This window comes from Pseudomonas sp. RIT-PI-o (assembly GCF_001297215.1).
Taxonomy (GTDB): Bacteria; Pseudomonadota; Gammaproteobacteria; order Pseudomonadales; family Pseudomonadaceae; genus Aquipseudomonas; species Aquipseudomonas moraviensis_A.
In genome coordinates this window covers 37,720-62,806 of record NZ_LHPA01000037.1, presented here as the reverse complement: position 1 = coordinate 62,806, position 25,087 = coordinate 37,720, and the positions used below count along the sequence as shown (strand labels likewise).

Below are 25,087 nucleotides of genomic sequence, written 5' to 3'. Positions count from 1 at the left end.
CGGCGGAGTCTACCAGCTTCGCTCACAACTGGCGCGAGTAGCACGATGTCCTCTGACCTGTGGAGCTTTGCCCTTGATGTCTACGCCCGACCCGGCGTGGAAGATGCCTGCCTGCGACTGCAAACGGCGGGCGCCAATGTTTGCCTGCTGCTGTGCGGTTTGTGGCTGGAGCAGCGTGCAGTGGCCTGCGATGAACCGCGCGTGGATTTGCTCAAGGCCCTGACTGCGCCTTGGGATATCGAAGTGGTGCAGCCGCTGCGAACCCTGCGCATGCAATGGAAAGCGCGGGCCGTCGATGATGCGGTGGTAAAAGGCATGCGCGAGCAGATCAAATCACTCGAGCTGGAAGCTGAACGAACCTTGCTGTCGCGGCTTGAAGGTGTGGCGCAGGAATGGACGCGCAACGAGGGAGGTTCGGTGACCTGGCTTGAAGGTTTGGCCGGCACTGCCGCCAGCCTGGACCGCGACGCGCTGCAAGTGCTGCGCGTCGCGGCAACCGGCACTTAGGAAGCGCTGGTTGGCGTGCTGCTGGCGTTCGACGAAGCGGCTGGCGCTGGCGCAGTCGAAGGGGTCGAGTGAGCAGCGGACGACGGTGCCGACGCGGCAGGAGCAGCCGGGGTTGCCGGGGTGGCTGGCTTGGCCGCTGGAGTAGTAGCCGGTTTGCTGGCAGCTGGCTTGGCAGCGGCAGCCTTTTTCACCGCTGGTTTAGCGGCTGGCCTGGACGCTGGTTTGGTTGCAGCAGGTTTCGCAGCAGCGGTCGCAGGCTTGGCAGCAGCCGGTTTCGCAGCAGGTTTGGTGGCCGGTTTCGCGGCGGTTTTTGCCGCAGGTTTTGCCGCGGATGTTGCCGCTGGTTTCGCAGCCGGTTTTACCGCTATTTTCGCAGCAGGTTTGACGGCGGCCGGCTTAGCCGCAGTCTTGGCAGCTGGCTTCGCAGCGGCCGCTCTGGCAGCGGGTTTTACCGCGGCTTGGGCCGCAGGTTTGGCGGCTGCGGTTTTAGCTGGCGCGGCTTTGGTTGCGGCCGGTTTTGCAGTCGATCTGGCAGCGGTGGTCTTCGCTGCTGGCTTGGTTGCAGCGGGTTTGGCTGCAGCCGTTTTCGCCACTGGGTTGGCCGCGCTGGCCGCAGCGGGGTTCTTGGCGGCGGGTTTCGCTACAGGTTTGGCAGCCGCTTTCAACGGCGCCTTGGCCGCTGGTTTGGCAGCGGCGCTGGCATCAACAGGCTTGGCCGCAGCGGTCTTCGCCGAAGCTTTGTTTGCAGCAGGTTTGGCAGTGACTTTCTTCGCCGGCACTGCTGCCGGTTTGGCCGAGCGCGACGACAATACTTTGCCCACTGCTTCTTGAACACGGCCAACACCCTGGGCCAGTTTCAGGCTTTCCTGAGCATCACGCTTGAGTTGCAGAATGTAGCTGCGGGTCTCGGACTGACGATCTTTCAGTGCGTCGAGCAGCTCTTCGAGTTCTTTCACGGAAGACTTGGCTTTGTTCTGAGCCTTGGCTTTGCCGGCAGTGGCGGCGTCCTGCAATTTGGTGCGCGACTTGTGCAGTTTTTCCTGCGCCTTGCCACGCTGTTTTTCCAGCTTGGCGAGCAATTTTTCAGCATCAGCCAAGGCTTGCGAGCAAGCGTTTTCCAAATGCTCGAGCAGGCTGCCCGACAACTGTTGGAGTAGGTGCAACGGAGTATTTACAGGCTTCTTGGTGGCCGACATGGTTTACCTCCTGGCTGACGTGAGTGCGGCTCATACTAGACCTCTGCTGATACCGCCGCTAGGGCATGTTGACAGTATCTCTGCCGTTGCGTTGCACCGACGCCGAAATGTTCTGCACCGATGAAAAAGCAGTTCACCGATGCAGGCGTTCGCACTGGCATAATCCCCCGCATCTCAGGTCGGAGAGTGCCCATGTCGCGCTACATTATTTTGTCCCTCTGCGTGTTTTTTTCGGCGGCGTATGCTGATGAAAAAACTACCGCGAACGATGCTCATGACCTGGCTTACAGCCTCGGTGCGAGCCTAGGCGAACGACTGCGTCAGGAGGTTCCGCAGTTGCAGATCCAGGCGCTGATTGAAGGTCTGCAACAGGCTTATCAGGGCAAGCCACTGGCATTGAGTGAAGCGCGCATCGAACAGATTCTGGCCGATCACGAATCGCGCAATGCCGAGCAGGCCTCACGCCAATCGAGCGACGCCGCGATGGAAAACGAGCAACGTTTTCTCAGTGCGGAAAAAGCCAAACCGGGGGTGAAGGAACTGGCCGATGGCATCCTCCTGACCGAGCTCGTTCCGGGCAGTGGCGCCAAGGCCGGCCCCGATGGAAAAGTGCAGGTGCTGTATGTCGGCAAGCTGCCGGATGGCACCGTGTTCGATCAGAACACCCAGCCGCAGTGGTTCAACCTCGACAGCGTGATCGCCGGTTGGCGCACCGCCTTGCAGAACATGCCGGTGGGTGCGAAGTGGCGGCTGGTGATTCCATCGGATCAGGCCTATGGCGCCGACGGTGCCGGCGACCTGATCGCGCCCTTCACGCCGCTGGTATTTGAAGTGGAACTGCGTGGTGCGACGAGCTGATCGGGCATAAAAAAACGGTGCGCTTTCGGGCGCACCGTTTTTCATGAAGGTCGTGGATCAGGCCTGAACCGGATCTTCTGCCTTGTGTGCCGTGTGCAGCACTTCGATCAGGCAGTCTTCAAGTTCGAAGCGCTCGTGCAGCAACCCCCCGAGCTCCTTGAATTTCTCTGCAACGCATTTGCCTTCATCGCACAGGTCGTTGAACGCGAGCAGCTTCTCGGTAATGACGTCGATGCGCGGGTAGATCGTTTCGGCGAGTTCCAGACCGCGCTTGTCGTTGAACGCCTTGGCTTCGCCAGTCAGCTGTTCATAGATTTCGAAGTGCCCCGCCGATACGTAATCGACCAGCACACCGCAAAATTCCAGCAAAGGCTTGCGGCTTTCGGACAGCGAATCAGGCTGCGCACCGAGTTTGTCGTAGGCGCCGATCAGCTCTTCACGCTCCTGCAACCAGCGGTCGATCAGCAGATGAACCCCACCCCAACGTTCCTGAGCATTCTGACAACTTTCGAGCATGGCGATCTCTCTTCCCTTGTGGGTCATGCTGCTCTACACCCGCGCCCCTGTTCTGATTTGACTGGGTGGACGATCGGGCAGAGCGTCATCGAGCAACATAAATCCAATGACACGTGCCGGCCAGATTATGCCCGCACGCCTATGGCTTCAAGGTACGCAGGAGATAAAGTTCATACAAGTGTTTAATCCCTGACCAGCGAGTGATGCGACGCTTCGTCGCTGACCGGTCGCTGCAGAGCGCTCCAGATCAGACGCAGCAACTGATAAACCGCAAGAATCGAGACACCGACAAAAAACAGCAGACTCCATTCCGGGATGCTCAGATCGAACAGCGTCCATGAGATTTCCGCGCAATCGGCGCCACCGTTGAACATCCGTTGCAAAGCACATATCCACGGCAAGCCGCTGAAAAGCGATTCCACGGTGGGCGAGCATTTGACCAGTTGCAGCATGGAGTCACTCTGGATCAACACCTGCCGCCAGGCAGCGGTGGTTCCGCCCAGACTCGCGCCCAGCGCAAACAGCCAGTACCACCACATGCCCACACGCCGCGGACCGTGCACCGCCGCCACGCCGCTGACAATGCACAGCAGAGTGAGGAACAGCCGCTGCACCAGGCACAAGGTGCAAGGCGTCAGGCCGACCACGTATTCGAGATAATAGGAAGCTCCCAGAGCAAAGGCCCCCGCAATGAAAGCCATGAAGAACAAGGAGCGTGAGCAGGCCAACGACATGGCTTTTCCGTAACAGTAGAGACAGACGGTTACGGTAGAGGAAAGCGTGTCAGCCTTTCAAGGCGAGGGCCTGCCGACAGTTCACCAGAGGTGTAGGGAAAACCCGACAGGGCCGGAGGGAAACGGTGAACCACCCTGTAGGACTTTGCCTCAGGCACCTGAAGAAGTGGAATTTTCACTCATTGAAAGTTCGCGAGGGAGCCAGCTCCCCCGCCTTTCAGACCTTCGCTGCAACCGGCAAAGGCGCCGCCAGTAGCCGCTCATCGAGCAGCCCCAGACCTTCCTGGAACAACTGATTGCTGCGTTCGGTATCGCCGAGCTGTGCAAGCAGACGCGCCAACTCCGCACAGGTTTCTGGATTGCGCTGCACACGCAGACTGCTTTCCAGATAATCACGGGCCTTGCCCCACAGACTGGTTTGCAGACACAGACGCCCGAGGGTCAACAGCAGGCTTGGGTCGGCCGGATGCTCCTTGAGCCAGCCTTCGGCAGTCTGCAACTGACGCGCAGGATCACTGCCACGAACCAGGCCATACAGACGCGCCAGATGGCTGTCGTATTTGCGCTTGAGCGCGGTGCGCAGCACTTCTTCGGCCTCGACCTGAGCACCAAGCTGGCGCAGTTGCTCAGCATAGGCGAGCACCAGCGGCGCTTCCTGACGCTGCGCCGAAGTCAGCTGCTCCCACGCACGCTTGAGCGATTGCAGACCGACCGTGCCGTCTTCTTCGCGATGCGCGGCCAAGGACAGGTTTTCACCCCAGGCGCGGCGCTCGAGTTCAGCCAGTTCTGCTGGCGGCAGCACTTTGTCTTTGCGCAACTCTGGCAGCAGACGAATCACCGCCGACCATTCGCCACGCTGCTGATGCAGACGCTGCAATTGACGCAACGTTTGCGCGCTGCGCGGATGCCGTTCGTGCATCGCCTGCAAGGTCACCAGCGCACCGTCGGTGTCGCCGCGATCGGTCTGCAGTTGGGCATGACTCAAGGCAATCGCCAACTCGGCTTGCGGCTGACGTTCCAGCGCACGCTCGAGCAAACGGTCGCTTTCGTCGTACTGACCCTGTTCGTTCGCCGCACGTGCGGCGCCGAGGTAGTAAAGCAGTGGCTGGCGCTCGGCTTCCGCAGCGCGGGTCAAATGCCGTTGCGCACTGGCCCAGCGACCTTCAGCCAGATCCAGTTGCCCGTGTTCGATCGCTACTTGCACGCGGCGGCTGCGATTGCGCCGCGACCATGGATTGACCACGCCGGTAGAGGTCATCACCAGCTCGACCAACACCTTGATGCCCCAGAACAGCAGCCACAGCACCGCGATCACTGCCAGTGTCGCCCACAGGCTCGACTCGTAGCGGAAGCTCTTGTACGCCACCAGCACGTAACCGGAATGCTCGGCGATCGCCAGGCCCAGCGCTGCTGTCGCAGCGATGACCAGAAACACGATTACATAGAGGCGCTTCATGGGGTCGCCTCCTGCGCCGGGTTGGCGGCAGGCTTGGCGAACGGTTTCACCGATTCTTCGGCATTGACGTTACGCCGCTCGAGATACCCCTGCACCGCACTCAAGGTGCCGGTCAGATCCGGGGTTTTGACCGTGACCGGTTCCTTGCTCAGTTCGCCGACCTGCTCCAGCATGGTTTTGCTTTGCGGGTTGTCCGGGTTGAAATTGCCCTTGAGCACATCGCGCGCCTCGGCCAGCGCCTGGGTGTAAACCGCCGCCTGACCGTTGAGCGCCGCCCACTGCGCCTGCTCCAGCGCCAGGCTCAGGGCCAGGCGCACCTGGCTCAGGCTTTGCCCGGCGAGCAGCGGTTTGACGTTCTTGTCAGCGTTGAAATCGATGCGGATATAGCGCGACACCTTGTCCCACCACTGCGCCCAGCGACTGGCGCCATCGCCGTCGGCGGTCAGGCCCAGCAGCGACTCGCCGCGATCCTTGTATTCAGGCGCCAGCTCGGTCAGCTCGATGACCTGATCGCGCAACGCGCCCAGGCGCAGGAACAGTCCGGTACGATCCGGCTGTTCGGTGCTGCGCAGGGCGACCAGGGTTTTCGCCACTTGCTCGCGCGCGGCGAAGGAGCCCGGGTCGTTCTGTTCACGGAGGATTTCGTCGGCGCCCTGCACCAGTGCCTGCGCGCTGCTGATGTCCTGCAATGCCGACAGGCGCAGGCTGGCCAGACGCAGCAAGTGCTCGGCCTCGGCCAGACGCCAGTCCTTGCGGCTCGCGCCGAGGACGGTTTCCAGACGTTGATTGAGGCGCTGCTGATCGCCCTGCAATTGCGTGACCAGACGCTGACGCTCGGCGAGCTCGTCGGCACCGGGCAACTGCGCCAGGCGCTCGGTCAGGCGTTGTTCGTTGAGCTTCAGACTCTGCGCCTGATCATTCAACGCCTGCACCTGACTCGACTGCTGCTGCGTGTTGTTCTGCAGGTGGCGCACCTGCCAGACACCCCAGCCACCGATGGCGACACCGGCGGCGCCGAGGAGCAGGGCAACAATCGCCAGTCCATTGCCTCGGCGCGGCTCTTTGGCCGGTGGTGGAGTTTCAACCTGGGCATCGAGCGCAGGCTGGACGTCATCTTTTGGCAAGGCTGTTTCGCTCACGTATCCATCCTTTGCATTAGAAAACGGCAGCGGAAATTCCCGTAATGCCGTCAGCAAAGCCGCGGCACTCGCGCCGCGGCAATCCACAACTGTTTGAGCCCCGGCGGCACGTGCCAGCTCGGCGACCCTCGGGCTTGGAACAAACAACGGCAACTGCGCGATCTTCGGCCAGGCATCGCCGGCCATCTGCCGCAGGTGCTCGAAACCCTGTCCACTGCTGACCACCAGCCCGTTCAAGCGTTCCGCTTCGATCCGCCGCGGCAGCTCGTCTGGCGGGTAGGCTGGCAGGTCGCGGCGATACAACTCCAGATACTCGACACTAGCACCAAGCGCACGCAGGCGCTCGGCGAGCAGCTCACGACCACCCTCGCCGCGCAGGATCATCACCTGCGCACCGGGCTGGCCGACCGCCTCGCGCAGACGCGGCAATTGCAGCAAAGCTTCACTGTCATCGCCATCCGCCGGGAAGCTCACATCCAGACCGTGCTCGCGAAGAATCTCGGCGGTCGCCGCGCCGACGCTGAACCACGGCATGCTCAATGGTGCCGCGCCTGCGTACTTGAGCAGATCAACCGCGATCCGCGCCGCCGGCTTGCTGACCACGATCACTGCGCTGCAGGCCGACAATCGCCTGATCGCCTGACGAATACTGTCAGAGACCGGCAGCGGGACAATGTCCAAAAGCGGCAGGCAACTGCTGAAAATCCCGTGCCCGGCCAACTGTTCGGCGAGCGCCGCGCAGTCATCCGCAGGGCGCGTCAGCAACAGGCGCCAGGCCGTCACTCGTGACCCGCCTCGCCGTACACCGCTTTGAGAATGTCGTCAGCGCCCTGCTTGAGCAGGTCTTCAGCGACCTGCACGCCCAGGGTTTCGGCGTCAGCGCGTGGCGCGCGCGCTTCAGCACTGAGCAGCTTGCCGCCGCTTGGCTCACCAACCAGACCGCGCAACCACAACTGCTCGCCTTCGAGCACGGCGTAGCAGGCGATCGGCACCTGGCAGCCACCGTTGAGATGTTTGTTCAAGGCACGTTCGGCGTTCACCCGCGCAGCGGTATCGGCGTGATGCAAAGGCGCGAGCAAGGCGTGGATTTCATTATCGGCGCTGCGGCATTCGATGCCGACCGCGCCCTGGCCACCGGCCGGGAGACTGTCATCGACACTGATCGCCGAGGTGATGCGATCTTCGAAACCGAGGCGGATCAGGCCAGCCGCTGCGAGGATGATCGCGTCGTACTCGCCGGCGTCCAGCTTGGCCAGACGGGTGTTGACGTTGCCGCGCAGAAAACGGATCTGCAGATCCGGGCGACGCGCCAGCAATTGGGTCTGGCGACGCAGGCTCGATGTGCCGACAACGGCACCGGTCGGCAGCGCTTCAAGACTTGCGTAGGTGTTGGAGACGAATGCATCGCGCGGGTCTTCACGTTCGCAGATGCAGAACAGGCCCAGGCCTTGCGGGAAGTCCATCGGCACGTCTTTCATCGAATGCACGGCGATGTCGGCGTGGTTTTCCAGCAGCGCGGTTTCCAGTTCCTTGACGAACAGACCCTTGCCGCCGATCTTCGACAGTGGCGAGTCGAGCAGCTTGTCGCCGCGACTGACCATGGGCACCAGCGTCACCAGCAAGCCCGGGTGGGCCGCTTCAAGACGGGCTTTGACGTATTCGGCCTGCCAGAGGGCCAGCGCACTTTTACGGGTGGCGATGCGGATTTCGCGAGGGGACATGGAGCAATCCGTACTGAATAGATACGGCGGATAATAACAGCTCAGTCAATTCCACTTTGACCTGAATCAGAAAACGGCGTGGCCTCCCTGGCCTGCCATGCCGGGTAGAAGAAGTCGAAAGGCCCGGTGACGACCGGGTCAAAGCCCCTGCATCATCTTGCGCACGCCAGCGACATGCCGACGGCTGACAATCAGCGCATCGCCATTGAGGCCTTTGAGGAACAACTGGAAATGTCCCAGTGGTGTGCGCTGCAATCGCTCGATGCGATCGCGGGCGACCAGCGCATTGCGGTGGATACGCACGAAGCGTTCGCCGAATTCGTCTTCTAGGGCTTTGAGGGGTTCGTCGAGCAGCACCTCGCCGGCTTCGTGACGCAGGGTCACGTATTTGTGGTCGGCGATGAAGTAGACCACCTGATCCAGCGGAATCAGCTCGATGCCTTTGCGGGTGCGCGCGCTGATGTGGCTGCGTGGACCGCTGCCACTTTCGGCAGCGGGACGGGTCAGGGCCGAGAGTTGCGCCCGGTTGGGACGTTCAGCCCGCTTCAGGGCTTCATTCAAGTGTTCGGTTCGCACAGGTTTCACCACATAGCCCACGGCGCTGGCCTGCAGGGCTTCCACGGCAAATTCATCGGGACTGGTGCAAAACACCACGGCCGGCGGCGTCTCTCGTTCGCACAGTCGGGCAGCAACCTGCAGGCCGTCGAGGCCCGGCATGCGGATATCGAGCAGCACGATATCCGGCTTGTGGCTGTCGATCAGCGCTAACGCCTCCTCGCCATTCGTGGCACTGGGCTCCAGGACTGTGTAACCCTCGAGTTCGCTCACCATACGGCTTAGGCGCTCGCGAGCCAGGGGTTCGTCATCAACGATCAGGACATTCATATTGCGCTGGATTCCTGCGTGAGTCTCGCACAAGGATAGCGTAGACAGGTGTAGTGACCTGCGTCACCGCGATCCACGCTAAGACTAGCCCGAGCGCCAAAAAGTGCCGTACGTCGGCCAGCAATATTTGCCAGCGTCCGGGTCGTACCGCTCAGAGCCCACTGTTTCCTGCGTTTCTCACGGTGGTTGACTGATGGACAACTCACCCGCCCCCTCTTCTTATAGTCGGTGGCCAGACCTTTGCATGATCTGCGTATGTACCGACCCTTATGTCCACTGTAGACGTTCGTCGGAACGATATTGCTCAATCAAAAAATATCCTTTTGTAAATCCCTTACAGACAGCGCCTGCCACGCCTGACACCTGAGGAAAAAAACCTGTCGACCGGTGCCAGCGACAGGATTGGCAACCCTGTTATCATCCGCGCCAGCGTTTCACGCCATTTCTTCAAGCCGATACGAGCGAATTCATGAGCACTGACAAGACCAATCAGTCCTGGGGCGGCCGCTTCAGTGAACCCGTCGACGCCTTCGTCGCCCGCTTCACCGCCTCCGTCACTTTCGACCAGCGCCTGTATCGCCACGACATCATGGGCTCGATCGCCCACGCCACCATGCTGGCCAAGGTCGGCGTGCTGAGCGATGCCGAGCGCGACAGCATCATCGATGGCTTGAACACCATCCAGGGTGAAATCGAAGCCGGCCAGTTCGACTGGCGCGTCGACCTCGAAGACGTGCACATGAACATCGAAGCACGCCTGACCGACCGCATCGGCGTCACCGGTAAAAAGCTCCACACCGGGCGCAGCCGCAACGACCAGGTGGCCACCGATATCCGCCTGTGGCTGCGTGATGAAATCGACCTGATCCTCGCCGAGATCACCCGCCTGCAAAAAGGCCTGCTGGAGCAAGCCGAACGTGAAGCGGCGAGCATCATGCCCGGCTTCACCCACCTGCAAACTGCGCAGCCAGTGACCTTCGGGCACCACATGCTGGCCTGGTTCGAAATGCTCAGCCGCGACTACGAGCGCCTGGTCGACTGCCGCAAGCGCACCAACCGCATGCCACTGGGCAGCGCCGCGCTGGCCGGCACCACCTACCCGATCGATCGCGAATACACCGCGCAACTGCTCGGCTTCGACGCCGTCGGTGGCAACTCGCTGGATAACGTTTCCGATCGCGACTTCGCCATCGAATTCTGCTCGGCCGCGAGCATCGCGATGATGCACCTGTCGCGCTTCTCCGAAGAGCTGGTGCTGTGGACCAGCGCGCAGTTCCAGTTCATCGATCTGCCGGACCGCTTCTGCACCGGCAGCTCGATCATGCCGCAAAAGAAAAACCCCGACGTGCCAGAACTGGTGCGCGGCAAGACCGGCCGTGTGTTCGGCGCGCTGATGGGCCTGCTGACCCTGATGAAAGGCCAGCCGCTGGCGTACAACAAGGACAATCAGGAAGACAAGGAACCGCTGTTCGACGCCGCCGACACTCTGCGCGATTCGCTGCGCGCGTTTGCCGACATGATCCCGGCGATCAAGCCGAAACACGCGATCATGCGGGAAGCGGCGCTGCGCGGTTTCTCTACCGCGACCGATCTGGCGGACTACCTGGTGCGCCGTGGCCTGCCGTTCCGCGATTGCCACGAAATCGTTGGCCACGCGGTGAAATACGGCGTCGACACTGGCAAGGATCTGGCCGAGATGAGCCTGGAAGAACTGCGTCAGTTCAGCGACCAGATCGAGCAGGATGTGTTTGCCGTGCTGACCCTGGAAGGCTCGGTGAATGCTCGCGAAGGCTTCCTTCAGAGCGCTACAAAACTCACTTTCTGGCAGCCACCATCGCCAAAAACGCCGGCATCGCTGCATCCTTGTCGGCCGCAATCCTCTGCACATGCGGATTCTGCTCGAGCCGCTCCAGCAACGCTTTCGCCTGTGGCATCTCGGCCAGCAAATCGATTCCGAACAGTTTCTGCCCAACTGCACAGGCCAGCGGCACGCTGTAGAGGAAATACAAATCGGCAATGCTCAGGCTGTCACCCGCCACATAAGGGGCGAACTTGCCGTGACGCCCCAGCGCTGCGAAGCCCAGCAGCAATTCGGAGCGGGTCTTTTCCTTGATCGCCTCAGGCAAGGTCATGCCGAAAAACGCCTCGCCGTAACAGGCACGCCCCGGCAACTCGATGTACAACTCGATCTCCTTGGCAATCGCCAATACCTGCGCGCGTTCGAATGGATCGCTGGGCAGCAGCGGCGTGCCCTTCTGTGATTGTTCGAGGTATTCGAGGATGATCGCGGTTTCGTTGATGTAACCGGCGTCGACACCCAGCACCGGGACTTTGCCCCGTGGGCTGATGGCCAGTGATTGCGGAGTTTGTGTCGGGTAAAAAGTCACCTCTTCGAAGGGCAGACCTTTTTCCAGCAGCGCCAGTTTGACCATGTTGAAGTAGTTGCTGACAGCGAATCCGTAGAGCTTGAACATCACAGAGCCTCCAGGCCGTGCGGGGTGGGCAGTGCCTGTTTATAGATCGCGGCGGCGTTTCCCGCCAGCAGCATCACGCCGCTGAATGCGGGTAAACTGGCGCCTTTCCCTGAGGAGCCTGCCATGAGCGAGCCGACAGATATCGTCAACGATGACGACGAAGAAGCATTCACCGAAGCGACGCTGCTCGAAGCCATCGAGAACCAGATCGAAAGCGACAACCCGCCGGCGGCCAGGGCGACGTTGAACAAGCTGACTTTGGTCGGCATGGACCGTGAGGAGATCCTCAATCTGATGGCTCACGTGCTGGCTTTCGAGATTGACGCGATGCTTGATGAAGACCGCCCGTTCGACACCGAATGGTACGAAACGGCATTGCGCAAGCTGCCAGAGCTGCCACCGGAAAAATAATAAAATCAAAAGATCGCAGCCTTCGCCAGCTCCTGCACGGATCCCATGTAGGAGCTGGCGAAGGCTGCGATCTTTTTTATGCGGGCTACACTGGAATTCGCCTCAAGACAAAATCCCCTGATCTGCGCACTGGACATGCCGCACCAGCGGGTTCACCTTAGAGGCGCTGTCGTCCAATTCCTAGAAAGTCTGGAGTCCTTATGTCGCTTACCCCTGAGTTGGTTGCCGAACTGGAAGTCCTTGCACTCTTCAACCTGGACAGTTCCCAGGAAGGTCTGAAAATTCATCAGACCGCTGCCCCGAAACACATCGCTGCTGCCAAGCGCCTCTTCGAAAAAGAACTTACCGACCAGCCCGATGGCGGGTATCTGACCAGCCTCGGTCGCGATGCCGCGCAAAACGTGCAGACCGTACTGACGATTCTGAGAGAGCAGGAAACCGCCTGATTTTCCCTGACTTTGCCCACGGGAACTCCTGCCACGGGATTTCCGCGGGCCCGCCTGATCGCTGTCGATAAAAATCTGCCGTCAAAAAACAAATTCAGCTTAAACGTCCTGCTGCGCAGAGGCTAAACTGCGGCCATTCCGAGACCTCCACGTCCGAGCCTGCAAGCCGGTTTGAGCTGACATGACGCGCACCCACGAAATCCGCCCCGACCTGGACGAAGGCATCGACCGCAAGGTACTCAGCCAACTGCGCGCACGTTTTCTCAAACTCAACGAAGGGCGCCTCGGCCGTGCGCTTGAAGGCTTGTCGACGCGCCAGCAAAGCGTATTGACGCTGTTGCCGCTGTTCTTCCACGTCAATCATCCCTTGCTGCCCGGTTATGTCTCGGGGAGTACGCCGGCCGGATTGTCCAATTATGAGCCGGACGCCAACACGCTAGCTGAGGCGCAACGGCTGACCCGCTCGTTCTCCTACAAACCGCGTCACGGCAGCAATCCGCCGCGACCGATTCACGGTCTGTTCCTGATGGGCAGCCTCGGCACACTGGCCCAGGCCGATCAGAGCGATATGGACGTATGGGTCTGCCACGCACCTGATCTTAGCGACAGCGAACTCAGTGAACTGAGCAAGAAATGCCAGTTGCTCGAAACCTGGGCCGCGGGTCAGGGCGCCGAGGCACATTTCTTCCTGATCGACCCGGCGCGGTTCGTGAAAGGCGAACGAGACTCGCAGCTGAGTTCGGAAAACTGCGGCAGCACCCAGCACTATCTGCTGCTCGACGAGTTTTACCGCACCGCAATCTGGCTGGCCGGGCGCACGCCAATCTGGTGGCTGGTGCCGGTCTACGAAGAAACGGCCTACGACGCCTACACCCACACCCTACTGTCCAAACGCTTTATTCGCGCCGACGAGACGCTTGATCTGGGACCGATGGCGACCATTCCGCCCGGGGAATTCATCGGCGCCGGGTTGTGGCAGTTGTTCAAAGGCATCGAGTCGCCCTACAAGTCGGTGCTCAAACTGCTACTGACCGAGGTTTACGCCAGCGAACATCCGCAGGTGCAGTGCCTGAGCCTGCGCTTCAAGAAGGCCGTGTTCGCCAATCAGCTCGATCTCGATGAGCTGGACCCGTACATGGTCGTGTACCGGCGTATCGAGGAATACCTGATTGCCCGCAACGAGCCGGAACGGCTTGAGCTGGTGCGCCGTGCGCTGTACCTGAAGGTCAACCGCAAGCTTACCGGCAACAGCCGCAGCCAGGGCTGGCAACGCGCACTGCTCGAACGCCTGGCCGGCGAATGGCATTGGGATCAGCGACAACTGGCGCTGCTCGACAGTCGCAGTCAGTGGAAAGTGCGGCAGGTCAGCGCCGAGCGTCGCGCGTTGGTCAACGAACTCAATTACAGCTATCGCTTCCTGACCCAGTTCGCCCGCAGCGAACAGACCGTCAGCCTGATCAACAAGCGCGACCTCAATATCCTCGGCCGGCGCTTGTATGCGGCGTTCGAGCGCAAGGCCGACAAGGTCGAGTTCATCAATCCGGGCATCGCCCCGGACCTGGCCGAAGACACCCTGACCCTGGTGCAGTCACCGAACAAAAAGGAACCGGGGCAGACCCAATGGGGCCTGTACAACGGCAGCCTCACGGCGCTGGAGTGGGAGCACTTCGCGCCGATCAAGCGCAGTCGCGAACTGCTTGAACTGCTGACCTGGTGCCACCGCAACGGCGTGATCGACAGCAGCACGCGTCTGGCCCTGCATCCGGGCACCAGCGACTTGAGCGAGTTCGAGCTGTTCAACCTGCTTGGCAGCCTGCAGCAGTGCATCGCCCTGCCCTTGCCCACCGTGGCCGAAGAGCCCTTGCTGCGCGCCGCTGTGCCCAGCGAAGTGCTACTGCTGATCAACGTCGGCGTCGACCCGCTCAAGCATCACCGCGATCTGAACATCCTGATGACCACCGAGCGCACCGACTCGCTGAGCTATGCCGGCGTGCGCGAGAACCTCGTGCTGACCCTTGATCAGATCACGCTCAACAGCTGGAACGAAGTGCTGGTCAATCGTTTCGACGGCCCGCACGCGCTGCTCGATTGCCTGCGCGATTACCTCAATAATCTGCCGCGCGGCCTCGTGCAGCCGTCGCTGAAGGTGCGCTGCTTCTGCCACAACCGTGCGCAATTCATTGCGCGCCGCGTCGAGGAAATCGTCGACACCGCCCAGACCCTGTTGCTCAGCGACTTGAATCACCGCTACCTGATCCAGGTGCAGCAGCACTATCACGTGCTGGAGCTGGTGCCAGGTCAGGTCAACCATGTTGCCCTCGCCACCCTGCCGGCGCTGCTCGATTATCTGGGCGAGGAACAACCGCGCTACAGCCCGCTGCACCTGGACCCGATGGCACTCGAGGATCACGATCTCGCGCTGATTCTGCCGATGGGTCAGCCGGAGTGCATTCAGGTGTTCTACCGCATCAGCGAACAGCAGGCCGAGCTGTACGTGCTGGATGAATTCAATGCCTTGTGGCAACAGCAGTTGCCGTACCACGACGAGCAGAGTCTGCTGGTGCCGTTGCAGCGCTTTGTGCAATCGATCCAGTATCGCCGTGAAGCACGGCTGCCGATGGAAGGTGGCCCCGCGGGCAGTCCCGAAACCTTGTATTACCAGCTGTCAGGCCCGGGGCGATCGCGCAGAGTCGAAACCCGGCCGGCGCCGCAGACGCCAGCCAACAAACCGTTCTACGACGTGCAGGCGATCATTGGCAAAGCCGCGCACGGCGAAGTGCAGGTCACCCTGTATTGCAATCAGCGGGAATTCAGCGAGCTGGAGCATGGCGACCAGCTGTTCAGCGTGGTCGCCCGGGAGATCGTCGAGCAGCGCCGCGAGACCGAGCGCTATCGCTGCTACATCACCGACCTCGACCTGTCGGGTCTGCTCGGTGACGGGCACAGTTCAAGCAATCTGTATCTGCGCTACAAGGCGGACCTGGAGCGCTCTTTGAACGATGCGCTCGAACAGGTTTGAGGCAGGGATTTATTCGGGAAAAGCGCCGCCGTTGACCGGTTGCGATTCCACTTCCAGCAAGGTCAGCTTCAGCGACTTGCCACCCGGAGCCGGCCAATCGATGTGCTGGCCGACCTTCAGACCCAGCAGTGCACTGCCGACCGGGGCCAGAATGGAAATCTTGCCTTCGTCGGCGTTGGCGTCCCTGGGGTAGACCAGGGTCAGGTGGTAATCCTTGCCACTGCCTTCTTCGCGGCAATGCACACGGGAATTCATGGTCACGACATCGGCGGGCACTTCATCGTGGCCGACCACGGTATCGGCGCGGTCCAGCTCGGTTTGCAGCGCAATCACGCCCGGCGCAGCCTGGTCTTTGTCGCTCAGGCTGTCGATGAGGCGTTCCAGACGTTGCACGTCCAGACGGGTAAGGGTGATGGAAGGTGCGGTCATGATCCAGGCAGACTCCTTTCTTCTGCACAAAAAAAGCAAAACCCCGCCAAAAAAGACGGGGTTTTCACCGTGCCTCGGTGGTTTGAGGCGTCCGCGGACACTATCACAGCTCAAAAAATATACAAGTCACGCCCCGCTGGACTGCTTGCGCTGTGACGCCTGAGCGACGATCACCCGGCGCCGCTGATCATCCGCCGAGCGCCATTCGCGGATGTCTTCGACGTGGCGCGCGCAGCCGAGACAGACTTTCTGTTCGTCCAGTCGACAGACGCCTGTGCACGGCGAAGGCACCGCCGGACTGACGTTGCTGTAAAGCGGTTTCGGCGGGCGGACAGGCGCTGCATCAGTCACGAATCACAGACCTTCGAAATCGAATTCAGCGCCAGCCTGCTGCTTGACGAGGCGCTGAAGCATTTCGCCGAGCTGCTCTTCGCTCTTGTCACACATCCAGCGCTCGCTTTCTTCGTCGTAGTCGAAGTGGAAGCCCCCGGACACCGCCGCCAGCCACAGCTGTCGCAAGGGTTCCTGGCGGCTGAAAATCAGCTGGCTGCCGTTTTCGAATTTGACCGTCAGCACGCCGGCCGAGCTTTCCAGATCGATGTCCAGATCGCTTTCGTCAAATATGTCTTCCAGTTTTTCCTGGGTTTCATCGACCAGATCGTGGAAACGGGCTTCGGACAAACTCATTGCGGCAACCTCAAAAATGTCTGATCAGGCTCAAGCGCCGAAAGATACGGACGCTGCCGGCCGATTGCAAAGTTTAACGACCAAGCACCTGTCGCCCATTCAACACCGCCCCTGTGGGAGCGAGCCTGCTCGCGAAAGCGGTGTGTCAGGCAACGAACGTATCGAATGTTACAACCTCTTCGCGAGCAGGCTCGCGCCCACAGGGATGATGCGCTTCTCAGGAGCCCCGCCGGACGGGAACCCCCTCGCATAGGCAAGCTGCCGGGTGGCCGGTATACTCCGGCGCAATTAACGCATTTTCAAGGATTTCGCCATGAAGCGCCTGATCTCTTCCCTTGCTGCGCTCGTCGCGGTTGCCTGCCTGGTATCGGCCTGTGGTCAGAAAGGCCCGCTGTACCTGCCCGACGACGATCAGGACCCGGCCGAACAAGCCCAGTCTTCGCAAAAGCAGCCATCCAAGGCTCACAAGCACGACGTTTACTAAGGGATCGCCATGGACGCTTTTAACTACCGTGGCGGGGAGTTGTTCGCGGAAGGTGTGGCGCTGTCCGCCATCGCCGACCGCTTCGGCACGCCCACTTACGTTTACTCGCGCGCACACATCCAAGCGCAATATCTGGCCTACGCCGATGCGCTGGCTGGCATGCCGCATCTGGTCTGCTTCGCGGTCAAAGCCAACTCCAACCTCGGTGTCCTGAATGTCCTGGCCCGTCTCGGCGCCGGTTTCGACATCGTTTCCCGCGGCGAGCTGGAACGCGTACTGGCCGCTGGCGGCAGCGCCGACAAGATCGTCTTCTCCGGCGTCGGCAAGACCCGTGACGACATGCGTCGTGCCCTCGAAGTCGGGGTGCACTGCTTCAACGTCGAATCCACCGACGAGCTCGAGCGTCTTCAGCTGGTCGCAGCCGAGCTGGGTGTTCGCGCCCCGGTTTCGTTGCGGGTGAACCCGGACGTCGATGCCGGCACCCACCCGTACATTTCCACCGGTCTCAAAGAGAACAAGTTCGGCATCGCCATTGCCGACGCCGAAGACGTGTACGTGCGCGCCGCGCATCTGCCGAACCTGGAAGTGGTCGGTGTCGACTGCCACATCGGTTCGCAACTGACCACCCTGCCGCCGTTCATCGACGCCCTGGATCGCCTGCTGGATCTGGTCGATCGCTTGGGCGATTGCGGCATTCATCTGCGCCACATCGATCTCGGTGGCGGCCTGGGTGTGCGTTATCGCGATGAAGAGCCGCCGCTGGCTGCCGACTACATCAAGGCCGTGCGCGAGCGTCTGAACGGGCGTGATCTGGCGCTGGTGTTCGAGCCGGGCCGCTTCATCGTCGCCAATGGCGGCGTGCTGCTGACCCAGGTTGAGTACCTCAAGCATACCGAGCACAAGGATTTCGCCATCGTCGACGCGGCGATGAACGACCTGATCCGTCCGGCGCTGTACCAGGCGTGGATGGACGTCACGGCGGTGAAACCGCGCGACAGCGCTGCACGCAAGTACGACATCGTCGGCCCGATCTGCGAAACCGGCGACTTCCTCGCCAAGGACCGTGAACTGGCGCTGGAAGAAGGCGACTTGCTGGCGGTGCATTCGGCCGGTGCCTACGGTTTCGTCATGAGCTCCAACTACAACACCCGCGGCCGTGCCGCTGAAGTGCTGGTGGATGGTGATCAGGTTTTTGAAGTGCGTCGCCGCGAAACCGTGGCCGAGCTGTTTGCCGGCGAAAGCCTGCTGCCGGAGTAACCCATGCTGCTGCGTTTTACCAAAATGCACGGCCTGGGCAACGACTTCATGGTCCTCGACCTGGTCAGCCAGCACGCGCACATTCAGCCCAAACACGCCAAGCAATGGGGCGACCGCCACACCGGTATCGGTTTCGACCAGTTGCTGATCGTCGAAGCGCCGAGCAACCCGGACGTGGACTTTCGCTACCGGATCTTCAACTCCGACGGTTCGGAAGTGGAGCAATGCGGCAACGGTGCGCGCTGCTTCGCGCGCTTCGTGCTCGACAAGCGTCTGACCGCCAAGCGGCAGATCCGCGTCGAGACAAAGGGCGGGATCATCGAACTGGACGTACGTAACGACGGCCAGATCGGCGTGAACATGGGCGCGCCGCGCCTGGTGCCGGCGGACATTCCATTCCAGGCGCCAGCCCAGGCCAGCAGCTATCAGCTGGACGTCGATGGCACCACGGTCGAACTGGCCGCTGTGTCGATGGGCAATCCCCATGCGGTCATTCGCGTGGATGACATCAACAGCGCACCGGTGCATGAACTGGGGCCGAAGGTCGAACACCATCCGCGCTTCCCGGCGCGGGTCAATGTCGGTTTCCTTCAGGTCATCGACCGCCACCGCGCGCAACTGCGCGTGTGGGAGCGCGGCGCCGGGGAAACCCAGGCCTGTGGCACCGGCGCCTGTGCGGCGGCGGTGGCGGCTATCAGTCAGGGGTGGATGGATTCGCCGCTGTTGATCGACCTGCCCGGTGGGCGTCTGTCCATCGAGTGGGCCGGCCCGGGCGAACCGGTATTGATGACCGGTCCGGCAGTGCGTGTCTACGAAGGACAAGTGCGTCTTTGAGCGAGCAGAAATCATGACCGACAAGCCCCAGGTACCCGCCCGACCAGCCGACGAATCAGCGTCCGAGAGCCTTGAGGCAGCCGCGGTTGCCGCCTACCTTGAGGCTCACCCGGACTTCTTCGTCGAGCACGAAGAGCTGCTGCCGTCACTGCGCATTCCGCACCGACGTGGCGACACCGTGTCGCTGGTCGAGCGGCAGATGACAATCCTGCGCGACCGCAACATCGAAATGCGCCATCGCCTTTCACATCTGATGGACGTGGCTCGTGACAACGATCGCCTGTTCGAAAAAACCCGGCGCCTGATCCTCGCGCTGATGGACGCGTCGACTCTGGAAGACGTGGTGATCAGTGTAGAAGACAGCCTGCGTCAGGACTTCCAGGTGCCTTTTGTCAGCCTGATCCTGCTCGGCGACAACCCGGCCCCGGTCGGCCGCTGGGTAACCCACGCCGATGCGCAAACCGCGATCGGCGGCCTGCTCACCGAAGGCAAAAGCGTCAGCGGCAGCCTGCGTGAACATGAGCTGGATTTCCTCTTCGGCGAAGAACAGCGCCAGCAGATCGGCTCGACCGCCGTGGTTGCCGTCAGCCATCAGGGCATCCACGGCATCCTGGCCATCGCCAGCCGTGATCCGCAGCACTACAAGAGTTCGGTCGGCACCCTGTTCCTCAGCTACATCGCCGAGGTCATGGGCCGCGTGCTGCCACGGGTCAACAGCTCGCTGCGCTCGGTACGCTGAGCATGGAACGACAACTGGACGCTTACTGCGAACATCTGCGCAGTGAGCGACAGGTGTCGCCGCACACCCTGTCGGCTTATCGCCGCGACCTCGATAAAGTCCTCGGCTGGTGCATCAAGCAGAACATCGGCAGCTGGGCTGCGCTGGACATCCAGCGCCTGCGCAGCCTGATCGCCCGCTTGCATGCGCAAGGCCAGTCCTCGCGCAGCCTCGCCCGCCTGCTCTCGGCAGTGCGTGGGCTCTATCACTATCTGAATCGCGAAGGCTTGTGCGACCACGACCCGGCCACCGGTCTGGCCCCACCGAAAGGCGAACGGCGCCTGCCGAAAACCCTCGACACCGATCGCGCCCTGCAACTGCTGGAAGGTGCGGTCGAGGACGATTTTCTTGCCCGGCGCGATCAGGCGATTCTGGAGCTGTTCTATTCATCGGGCCTGCGCCTGTCCGAGCTGACCGGACTCAATCTCGATCAGCTCGACCTCGCCGACGGCATGGTTCAGGTGCTGGGCAAGGGCAGCAAGACCCGTCTGCTGCCTGTGGGTAAAAAGGCCCGTGAAGCCCTTGAACAATGGCTGCCGCTACGCGCCATGACCAATCCTGCCGACGATGCGGTTTTTGTCAGCCAGCAAGGCCGACGCCTTGGCCCGCGTGCAATTCAGGTGCGGGTCAAACTCGCTGGCGAGCGCGAACTGGGGCAGAACCTGCATCCGCACATGCTCAGGCACTCGTTCGCCAGCCATTTGCTGGAGTCTTCCCAGGACCTGCGCGCGGTGCAGGAATTGCTCGGTCACTCCGATATCAAGACCACGCAGATCTACACCCATTTGGACTTCCAGCACCTGGCGGCGGTCTACGACAGCGCCCATCCCCGGGCCAAACGCATGAAAGGCGATGATTCATGAGCATTCAGTTGATCACCTTCGACCTCGACGACACCCTGTGGGACACCGCTCCGGTGATTGCCAGCGCCGAAACCGTGTTGCGCGAATGGCTGAGCGAACATGCGTCGAATCTGGGCGCGGTACCGGTGGAACACTTGTGGTCGATTCGCGAGCGAGTACTGGCGGGCGAGCCGGGGCTCAAGCACCGCATCAGTGCGTTGCGCAGGCGCGTGTTGTTTCATGCTCTGGAAGAAGCCGGGTACGGCCACGGCGAGGCGTCGGATCTGGCCGACAAGGCTTTCGAAGTGTTTTTGCATGCGCGGCATCAGATCGAAGTGTTCCCGGAAGTCGAGCCGCTGCTGGAGTTGCTCGCCAATCGCTATGCCCTCGGCGTCGTCACCAATGGCAACGCCGATGTACGCCGGTTGGGGCTGGCGGACTACTTCAGGTTCGCCTTGTGCGCCGAAGACATCGGCATCGCCAAGCCGGATGCACGGCTGTTTCATGAAGCCCTGCAACGCGGGGGCGTGAGTGCCGAAGCAGCGGTGCATGTCGGCGATCATCCCGGCGATGACATCGCCGGGGCGCAGCAGGCGGGCTTGCGCGCGGTGTGGTTCAACCCGACGGGCAAGGTCTGGGAAGCGGAGCGCTTGCCGGATGCAGAGATCCGCAGCCTCACGGAATTGCCAGCGGTAATCGCCCGCTGGAATGCTCCCTCGAAATGACACAGATCCCCTGTAGGAGTGAGCCTGCTCGCGATAGCGGAGTGTCATTCAATTAGATGTATCTGATACACCGCTATCGCGAGCAGGCTCACTCCTACAGGGGATTCTGGTGGCTGCTCCATTCATGTCAGGCATGAAAAAGCCCGCAGCGACGGCGGGCTTTTTCAGCAAGCGAGCGACGCGCCTCAGATAGGGCGGCTGCCGTACTTGTTGTCCGGCTTCTTGGGCGGATCGGCGACCACGTTGGCCTCCACTTCCTGAACCTTGCCGCCGCGTGCAAGGAATTCTTCCATGGCCTTGGCCAGGGCGTCACGCTCCTTGTTCTTGGCTTCGATGCTCGGCAACTCGTCGACCGATACCGCAGCCTTGGCTTTGCCTTTGGCAGCCGGGGCCGGCGTGTCGTCACCACCATCGTCCTCGGCAACGTCTTCCGCTGCCGCTTCCAGGCCTTCCTCGGCCTCGTCTTCGTCGCCTACTTCGAGGTCGTCGTTTTCCAGATCATCGTCGCTCATGTTCTACCTCATGACTTGCCAAAAGCAGATTAGTTATAGACCAGCTTTGGCGACTGTCGAAGCCGCCGTTGAAAAATCTTCCACCGCTGCCGTGCAGCGGCTCATGCCTGCTCACCGTGCAAGGTGGCGAGGACTTTACGGGCACCGCCATGATCACGGTGCTCGCCCAGATAAATGCCCTGCCAGGTACCCAGTGCCAGCCGCCCTGCCGCAACCGGCAGACTGACCTGGCAACCCAGCACGCTGGCCTTGAAGTGCGCCGGGAGATCATCCGGGCCTTCGTCGTTGTGCTCGAAGCCGTCTGTTCCTTGTGGGATCAGGCGATTGAAAAATCGTTCGAAGTCGCGGCGGACTGCCGGATCGGCGTTCTCGTTGATGGTCAACGACGCCGACGTGTGCTGCAGCCACAAATGCAACAGACCGACCCGACAGGTCTTGAGTTCAGGCAAGCCTGCGAGCAACTCGTCGGTTACCAGATGAAAGCCCCGGGGCCTTGCCCGCAGGGTTATCAGAGTCTGTTGCCACATACAGTTCTCCGCTCGTTCGGGGCGCATTCTAGCGTGCTCTGAAAAAAAACAAAGGCCCTAATATTCCTGCAGCGATGTAAGCGATTGCCCGCAGAAAAAGCCTCGTCGTAAAGACGACCAAAGCCGTAAGAAAAATCCTTTCAGCCGCTCCTTGAATGACAAATCCCGGACAAAAAAATGCCCGGCGAACCGGGCAATTTTTTCAGTGCGCGTACTTACAGGTTGTAGCCGCGTTCGTTGTGTTGTGCCAGATCGAGGCCGACCGACTCTTCTTCCTCGGTGACACGCAGACCCATGACGGCATCCAGCACCTTGAGGATGATGAAGGTGACGATCGCGGTGTAGATCACGGTGAAGCCGACGCCCTTGATCTGAATCCAGACCTGCGCGCCAATGTCAGTCACGGTGCCGAAGCCGCCCAGTGCCGGTGCTGCGAAAACGCCGGTGAGGATCGCGCCGAGGATACCGCCGATACCATGCACGCCGAAGGCATCCAGGGAATCGTCATAGCCGAGTTTGCGCTTCAGGGTGGTGGCGCAGAAGAAGCACACCACGCCTGCGGCCAGACCGATCACCAGTGCCCCCATCGGGCCCACGGTGCCAGCCGCCGGTGTAATCGCAACCAGACCGGCGACCACACCCGAGGCGATGCCCAGTGCGCTTGGCTTGCCGTGGGTGACCCACTCGGCAAACATCCAGCCCAGTGCCGCAGCAGCGGTGGCAATCTGGGTAACCAGCATCGCCATGCCGGCGGTGCCGTTGGCAGCTGCAGCGGAGCCGGCGTTGAAGCCGAACCAGCCGACCCACAGCATCGCCGCGCCCATCAGCGTGTAACCGAGATTGTGCGGGGCCATCGGTGTGGTCGGGAAACCTTTGCGCTTGCCCAGTACCAGGCACGCTACCAGACCGGCGATACCGGCGTTGATGTGCACCACGGTGCCGCCAGCGAAGTCGAGTACGCCCCAGTCCCACATCAGGCCGCCGTTACCGGACCAGACCATGTGCGCGATCGGTGCATAAACCAGAGTGAACCAGATGCCCATGAAGATCAGCATCGCGGAGAACTTCATGCGCTCGGCGAACGCACCGACGATCAGCGCCGGGGTGATGATCGCGAAGGTCATCTGGAAGGTGATGAACACCGCCTCAGGGAACAGCGCCGCCGGGCCGGTGATGCTCGAAGGCGTGACACCGGCGAGGAACGCCTTGCCCATGCCGCCGAAGAACGAATTGAAGTTGACGACGCCCTGCTCCATGCCGGTGGTGTCGAAGGCAATGCTGTAGCCATAAATGACCCACAGGATGCTGATCAGACCGGTAATGGCGAAGCACTGCATCAGCACGGAAAGAATGTTTTTCGAGCGAACCATGCCGCCGTAGAACAGCGCCAGGCCGGGAATGGTCATGAACAGCACGAGGGCTGTGGAGGTGAGCATCCAGGCGGTGTCGCCGGAATTGAGGACTGGCGCTGCCACTTCGTCTGCCGCCATGGCGATGCCGGGCATTACGATGGACAACAGGGCGCCTAGCCCTGCGAATTTACGCAGAGTCATATTGTTTTCTCCTGGGGCGTTGGGTTTGTGGCGGCGCTTAGATCGCGTCGGTATCGGTTTCGCCGGTACGGATGCGGATCGCCTGTTCCAGATTGACCACGAAGATCTTGCCGTCACCGATCTTGCCGGTGTTGGCCGCCTTGGTTATCGCCTCGATAACCCGATCCAGATCCTTGTCGTCGATGGCCACGTCGATTTTCACCTTGGGCAGAAAATCGACCACATATTCCGCGCCGCGATACAGCTCGGTGTGACCCTTCTGCCGGCCGAAGCCTTTGACTTCAGTGACGGTAATGCCCTGCACGCCGATTTCGGACAGCGACTCGCGCACGTCGTCCAACTTGAACGGCTTGATGATGGCAGTGACTAGCTTCATGAAACTCTCTCCCGAATTGGTGGACTTGCCCCAGGAAAACAAACCCGTCTCAAGTCTAAGCGCAGTGCCTGGCTTTGTAACGCATCGTTGACGCCAGCTAACCGCATCAGACGAAACTCCCCGCTTCGTCTGCCGCACTGCATTCGTCACAGCGACTGCATCAGTGCATGGGTCGAGGGTGACTAAGCAGAAACCTTGCCAGCTCGGCAAAAGCCCAGCATTTCAACCGTTTGGCCTCGGTTACGCACACTCGCGCAGTAAAGCGTTTACCGATACGCACAACAACGGTGCGCCACCGTCCGTCCCCCTGCGCGAAAAGCGTGCATCCGAGCAACGGGATTGACTATAGACACTGCGTGATACACTGCCGGCCATTGTTTCCAGGACATTCCCCATGCTCGCGCCCAAAGACTTCCTCGACGCCCTGAGCGGCACCGCCTCCCGCCTGTTCAGCGGCGACACGCCACTTCCGAAAGCCGAAATCGAAAGCCAGTTCAAAATGCTGCTGCAAAGTGCCTTCAGCAAACTCGATCTGGTCAGCCGCGAAGAATTCGATAGTCAGATGGTTGTGCTGGCGCGTACTCGTGCCCGCCTCGAAAGCCTCGAAGCCAAGGTTGCCGAGATGGAAGCGAAGCTGACACCGCCCGCTGAATAATCCGCGCCACCTGTAGGAGCTGCCGAAGGCTGCGATCTTTTGATCTCCAGCCCTTCAACCATCCCG

General features: G+C 61.2%; 27 protein-coding genes and 2 pseudogenes. 13 read left to right on the top strand and 16 right to left on the bottom strand.

Translation table 11 applies throughout. The features are described 5' to 3' along the window. The first annotated feature begins 45 nt into the window (after positions 1-45). Positions 46-507, top strand: a complete 462-nt coding sequence (locus AEQ63_RS21460; protein ID WP_064364667.1) for a TIGR02444 family protein — start codon at positions 46-48, stop codon at positions 505-507. On the opposite strand, the gene AEQ63_RS21455 is transcribed toward AEQ63_RS21460, so the two are convergent. Beyond that, on the bottom strand, positions 504-1,703 hold the full coding sequence (locus tag AEQ63_RS21455; RefSeq protein WP_064364666.1) for an AlgP family protein: 1,200 nt from the start codon (positions 1,701-1,703) through the stop codon (positions 504-506). The two genes, AEQ63_RS21460 and AEQ63_RS21455, sit on opposite strands and share 4 nt — an antisense overlap. 192 nt (positions 1,704-1,895) lie before the next feature. On the opposite strand from AEQ63_RS21455, the gene AEQ63_RS21450 reads away from it, so the two are divergent. After that, positions 1,896-2,561 carry an FKBP-type peptidyl-prolyl cis-trans isomerase gene (locus AEQ63_RS21450; RefSeq protein ID WP_064364665.1) on the top strand — a complete coding sequence of 222 codons (666 nt, stop codon included), beginning with the start codon at positions 1,896-1,898 and terminating at the stop codon, positions 2,559-2,561. A gap of 57 nt (positions 2,562-2,618) precedes the next feature. Here the strand turns inward: AEQ63_RS21450 and AEQ63_RS21445 are convergent, their stop codons facing one another. The 7 genes and pseudogenes from AEQ63_RS21445 to AEQ63_RS21420 form a co-directional block, all read right to left on the bottom strand. Continuing rightward, a complete protein-coding gene (locus AEQ63_RS21445; protein ID WP_039757408.1) occupies positions 2,619-3,077 on the bottom strand; it encodes an Rsd/AlgQ family anti-sigma factor in 459 nt (152 codons plus the stop codon). Positions 3,078-3,259: 182 nt separating this feature from the next. Further along, positions 3,260-3,811 (bottom strand): disulfide bond formation protein B, encoded by a 552-nt coding sequence (locus AEQ63_RS21440; RefSeq protein ID WP_064364664.1) that lies wholly within the window; start codon positions 3,809-3,811, stop codon positions 3,260-3,262. 217 nt (positions 3,812-4,028) lie between these two features. Continuing rightward, positions 4,029-5,267 (bottom strand): heme biosynthesis protein HemY, encoded by a 1,239-nt coding sequence (locus AEQ63_RS21435; protein WP_064364663.1) that lies wholly within the window; start codon positions 5,265-5,267, stop codon positions 4,029-4,031. After that, complete coding sequence (locus AEQ63_RS29040; RefSeq protein ID WP_064364762.1) at positions 5,264-6,406, bottom strand: uroporphyrinogen-III C-methyltransferase; 1,143 nt, start codon at positions 6,404-6,406, stop codon at positions 5,264-5,266. Before AEQ63_RS29040 ends, AEQ63_RS21435 begins: the two co-directional genes overlap by 4 nt. Before the next feature lie 36 nt (positions 6,407-6,442). Beyond that, positions 6,443-7,189 (bottom strand): annotated as a pseudogene (locus AEQ63_RS29035) (uroporphyrinogen-III synthase); the annotation flags it as partial. Continuing rightward, on the bottom strand, positions 7,186-8,127 hold the full coding sequence (hemC, locus tag AEQ63_RS21425; RefSeq protein ID WP_042607106.1) for a hydroxymethylbilane synthase: 942 nt from the start codon (positions 8,125-8,127) through the stop codon (positions 7,186-7,188). The gene hemC and the pseudogene AEQ63_RS29035, both read right to left, overlap by 4 nt. Before the next feature lie 138 nt (positions 8,128-8,265). After that, a complete protein-coding gene (locus tag AEQ63_RS21420) occupies positions 8,266-9,012 on the bottom strand; it encodes a LytR/AlgR family response regulator transcription factor (protein WP_042607107.1) in 747 nt (248 codons plus the stop codon). 469 nt (positions 9,013-9,481) lie between these two features. Here AEQ63_RS21420 and argH point away from each other — a divergent pair. Then, positions 9,482-10,801: pseudogene (argH, locus tag AEQ63_RS27450) on the top strand (argininosuccinate lyase); the annotation flags it as partial. Between the two features lie 25 nt (positions 10,802-10,826). On the opposite strand, the gene AEQ63_RS21410 reads toward argH, so the two are convergent. Beyond that, on the bottom strand, positions 10,827-11,486 hold the full coding sequence (locus AEQ63_RS21410; protein ID WP_064364661.1) for a glutathione S-transferase family protein: 660 nt from the start codon (positions 11,484-11,486) through the stop codon (positions 10,827-10,829). Between the two features lie 123 nt (positions 11,487-11,609). On the opposite strand from AEQ63_RS21410, the gene AEQ63_RS21405 reads away from it, so the two are divergent. From AEQ63_RS21405 to AEQ63_RS21395, 3 genes are all read left to right on the top strand, one after another. Continuing rightward, positions 11,610-11,897, top strand: a complete 288-nt coding sequence (locus AEQ63_RS21405) for a hypothetical protein (RefSeq protein ID WP_064364660.1) — start codon at positions 11,610-11,612, stop codon at positions 11,895-11,897. A gap of 200 nt (positions 11,898-12,097) precedes the next feature. Next, positions 12,098-12,343 (top strand): TIGR02647 family protein, encoded by a 246-nt coding sequence (locus AEQ63_RS21400; RefSeq protein ID WP_003229392.1) that lies wholly within the window; start codon positions 12,098-12,100, stop codon positions 12,341-12,343. 181 nt (positions 12,344-12,524) lie between these two features. Next, positions 12,525-15,362: a class I adenylate cyclase gene (locus AEQ63_RS21395; protein ID WP_064364659.1), complete on the top strand. Its 2,838-nt coding sequence runs from the start codon at positions 12,525-12,527 to the stop codon at positions 15,360-15,362. A gap of 9 nt (positions 15,363-15,371) precedes the next feature. Here the strand turns inward: AEQ63_RS21395 and rnk are convergent, their stop codons facing one another. The 3 genes from rnk to cyaY form a co-directional block, all read right to left on the bottom strand. Further along, entirely contained in the window at positions 15,372-15,791 is a 420-nt protein-coding gene (rnk, locus tag AEQ63_RS21390; protein ID WP_042607112.1) for a nucleoside diphosphate kinase regulator, read from the bottom strand. Between the two features lie 126 nt (positions 15,792-15,917). Further along, positions 15,918-16,142 carry a DUF1289 domain-containing protein gene (locus tag AEQ63_RS21385; RefSeq protein ID WP_064364658.1) on the bottom strand — a complete coding sequence of 75 codons (225 nt, stop codon included), beginning with the start codon at positions 16,140-16,142 and terminating at the stop codon, positions 15,918-15,920. 3 nt (positions 16,143-16,145) lie between these two features. Continuing rightward, complete coding sequence (gene cyaY / locus AEQ63_RS21380; RefSeq protein WP_041476930.1) at positions 16,146-16,478, bottom strand: iron donor protein CyaY; 333 nt, start codon at positions 16,476-16,478, stop codon at positions 16,146-16,148. 313 nt (positions 16,479-16,791) lie between these two features. Here cyaY and lptM point away from each other — a divergent pair, with 313 nt between their 5' ends. Genes lptM through AEQ63_RS21355 form a run of 6 tightly spaced genes read left to right on the top strand, consistent with a single transcriptional unit; the run spans position 16,792 to position 21,398 of the window. Continuing rightward, positions 16,792-16,962: an LPS translocon maturation chaperone LptM gene (gene lptM, locus AEQ63_RS27445; protein ID WP_016772589.1), complete on the top strand. Its 171-nt coding sequence runs from the start codon at positions 16,792-16,794 to the stop codon at positions 16,960-16,962. 9 nt (positions 16,963-16,971) lie between these two features. Beyond that, complete coding sequence (gene lysA, locus AEQ63_RS21375) at positions 16,972-18,219, top strand: diaminopimelate decarboxylase (RefSeq protein WP_064364657.1); 1,248 nt, start codon at positions 16,972-16,974, stop codon at positions 18,217-18,219. A gap of 3 nt (positions 18,220-18,222) precedes the next feature. Next, the gene (dapF, locus tag AEQ63_RS21370; protein ID WP_042607114.1) at positions 18,223-19,053 is read left to right on the top strand and encodes a diaminopimelate epimerase; all 831 of its coding nucleotides are present in this window, start codon (positions 18,223-18,225) and stop codon (positions 19,051-19,053) included. 13 nt (positions 19,054-19,066) lie between these two features. Then, entirely contained in the window at positions 19,067-19,792 is a 726-nt protein-coding gene (locus AEQ63_RS21365; protein WP_042607115.1) for a DUF484 family protein, read from the top strand. 2 nt (positions 19,793-19,794) lie between these two features. After that, a complete protein-coding gene (gene xerC / locus AEQ63_RS21360; protein WP_039757393.1) occupies positions 19,795-20,694 on the top strand; it encodes a tyrosine recombinase XerC in 900 nt (299 codons plus the stop codon). Beyond that, positions 20,691-21,398, top strand: coding sequence for an HAD family hydrolase (locus AEQ63_RS21355; protein WP_064364656.1), 708 nt, complete (start codon positions 20,691-20,693; stop codon positions 21,396-21,398). The genes xerC and AEQ63_RS21355 overlap by 4 nt, the downstream gene beginning before the upstream one ends. 185 nt (positions 21,399-21,583) lie before the next feature. On the opposite strand, the gene sutA is transcribed toward AEQ63_RS21355, so the two are convergent. The 4 genes from sutA to glnK form a co-directional block, all read right to left on the bottom strand. After that, positions 21,584-21,910: a transcriptional regulator SutA gene (sutA, locus tag AEQ63_RS21350; RefSeq protein WP_016772583.1), complete on the bottom strand. Its 327-nt coding sequence runs from the start codon at positions 21,908-21,910 to the stop codon at positions 21,584-21,586. Between the two features lie 101 nt (positions 21,911-22,011). Next, complete coding sequence (locus AEQ63_RS21345; RefSeq protein WP_042607117.1) at positions 22,012-22,437, bottom strand: secondary thiamine-phosphate synthase enzyme YjbQ; 426 nt, start codon at positions 22,435-22,437, stop codon at positions 22,012-22,014. A 215-nt stretch (positions 22,438-22,652) separates the two neighbouring features. Further along, on the bottom strand, positions 22,653-23,990 hold the full coding sequence (locus AEQ63_RS21340) for an ammonium transporter (protein ID WP_041476939.1): 1,338 nt from the start codon (positions 23,988-23,990) through the stop codon (positions 22,653-22,655). A 37-nt stretch (positions 23,991-24,027) separates the two neighbouring features. Continuing rightward, on the bottom strand, positions 24,028-24,366 hold the full coding sequence (gene glnK, locus AEQ63_RS21335; protein ID WP_002555808.1) for a P-II family nitrogen regulator: 339 nt from the start codon (positions 24,364-24,366) through the stop codon (positions 24,028-24,030). A gap of 394 nt (positions 24,367-24,760) precedes the next feature. Here glnK and AEQ63_RS21330 point away from each other — a divergent pair, with 394 nt between their 5' ends. Continuing rightward, positions 24,761-25,021, top strand: a complete 261-nt coding sequence (locus AEQ63_RS21330; RefSeq protein ID WP_007920416.1) for an accessory factor UbiK family protein — start codon at positions 24,761-24,763, stop codon at positions 25,019-25,021. The last annotated feature ends 66 nt before the right edge of the window (positions 25,022-25,087 follow it).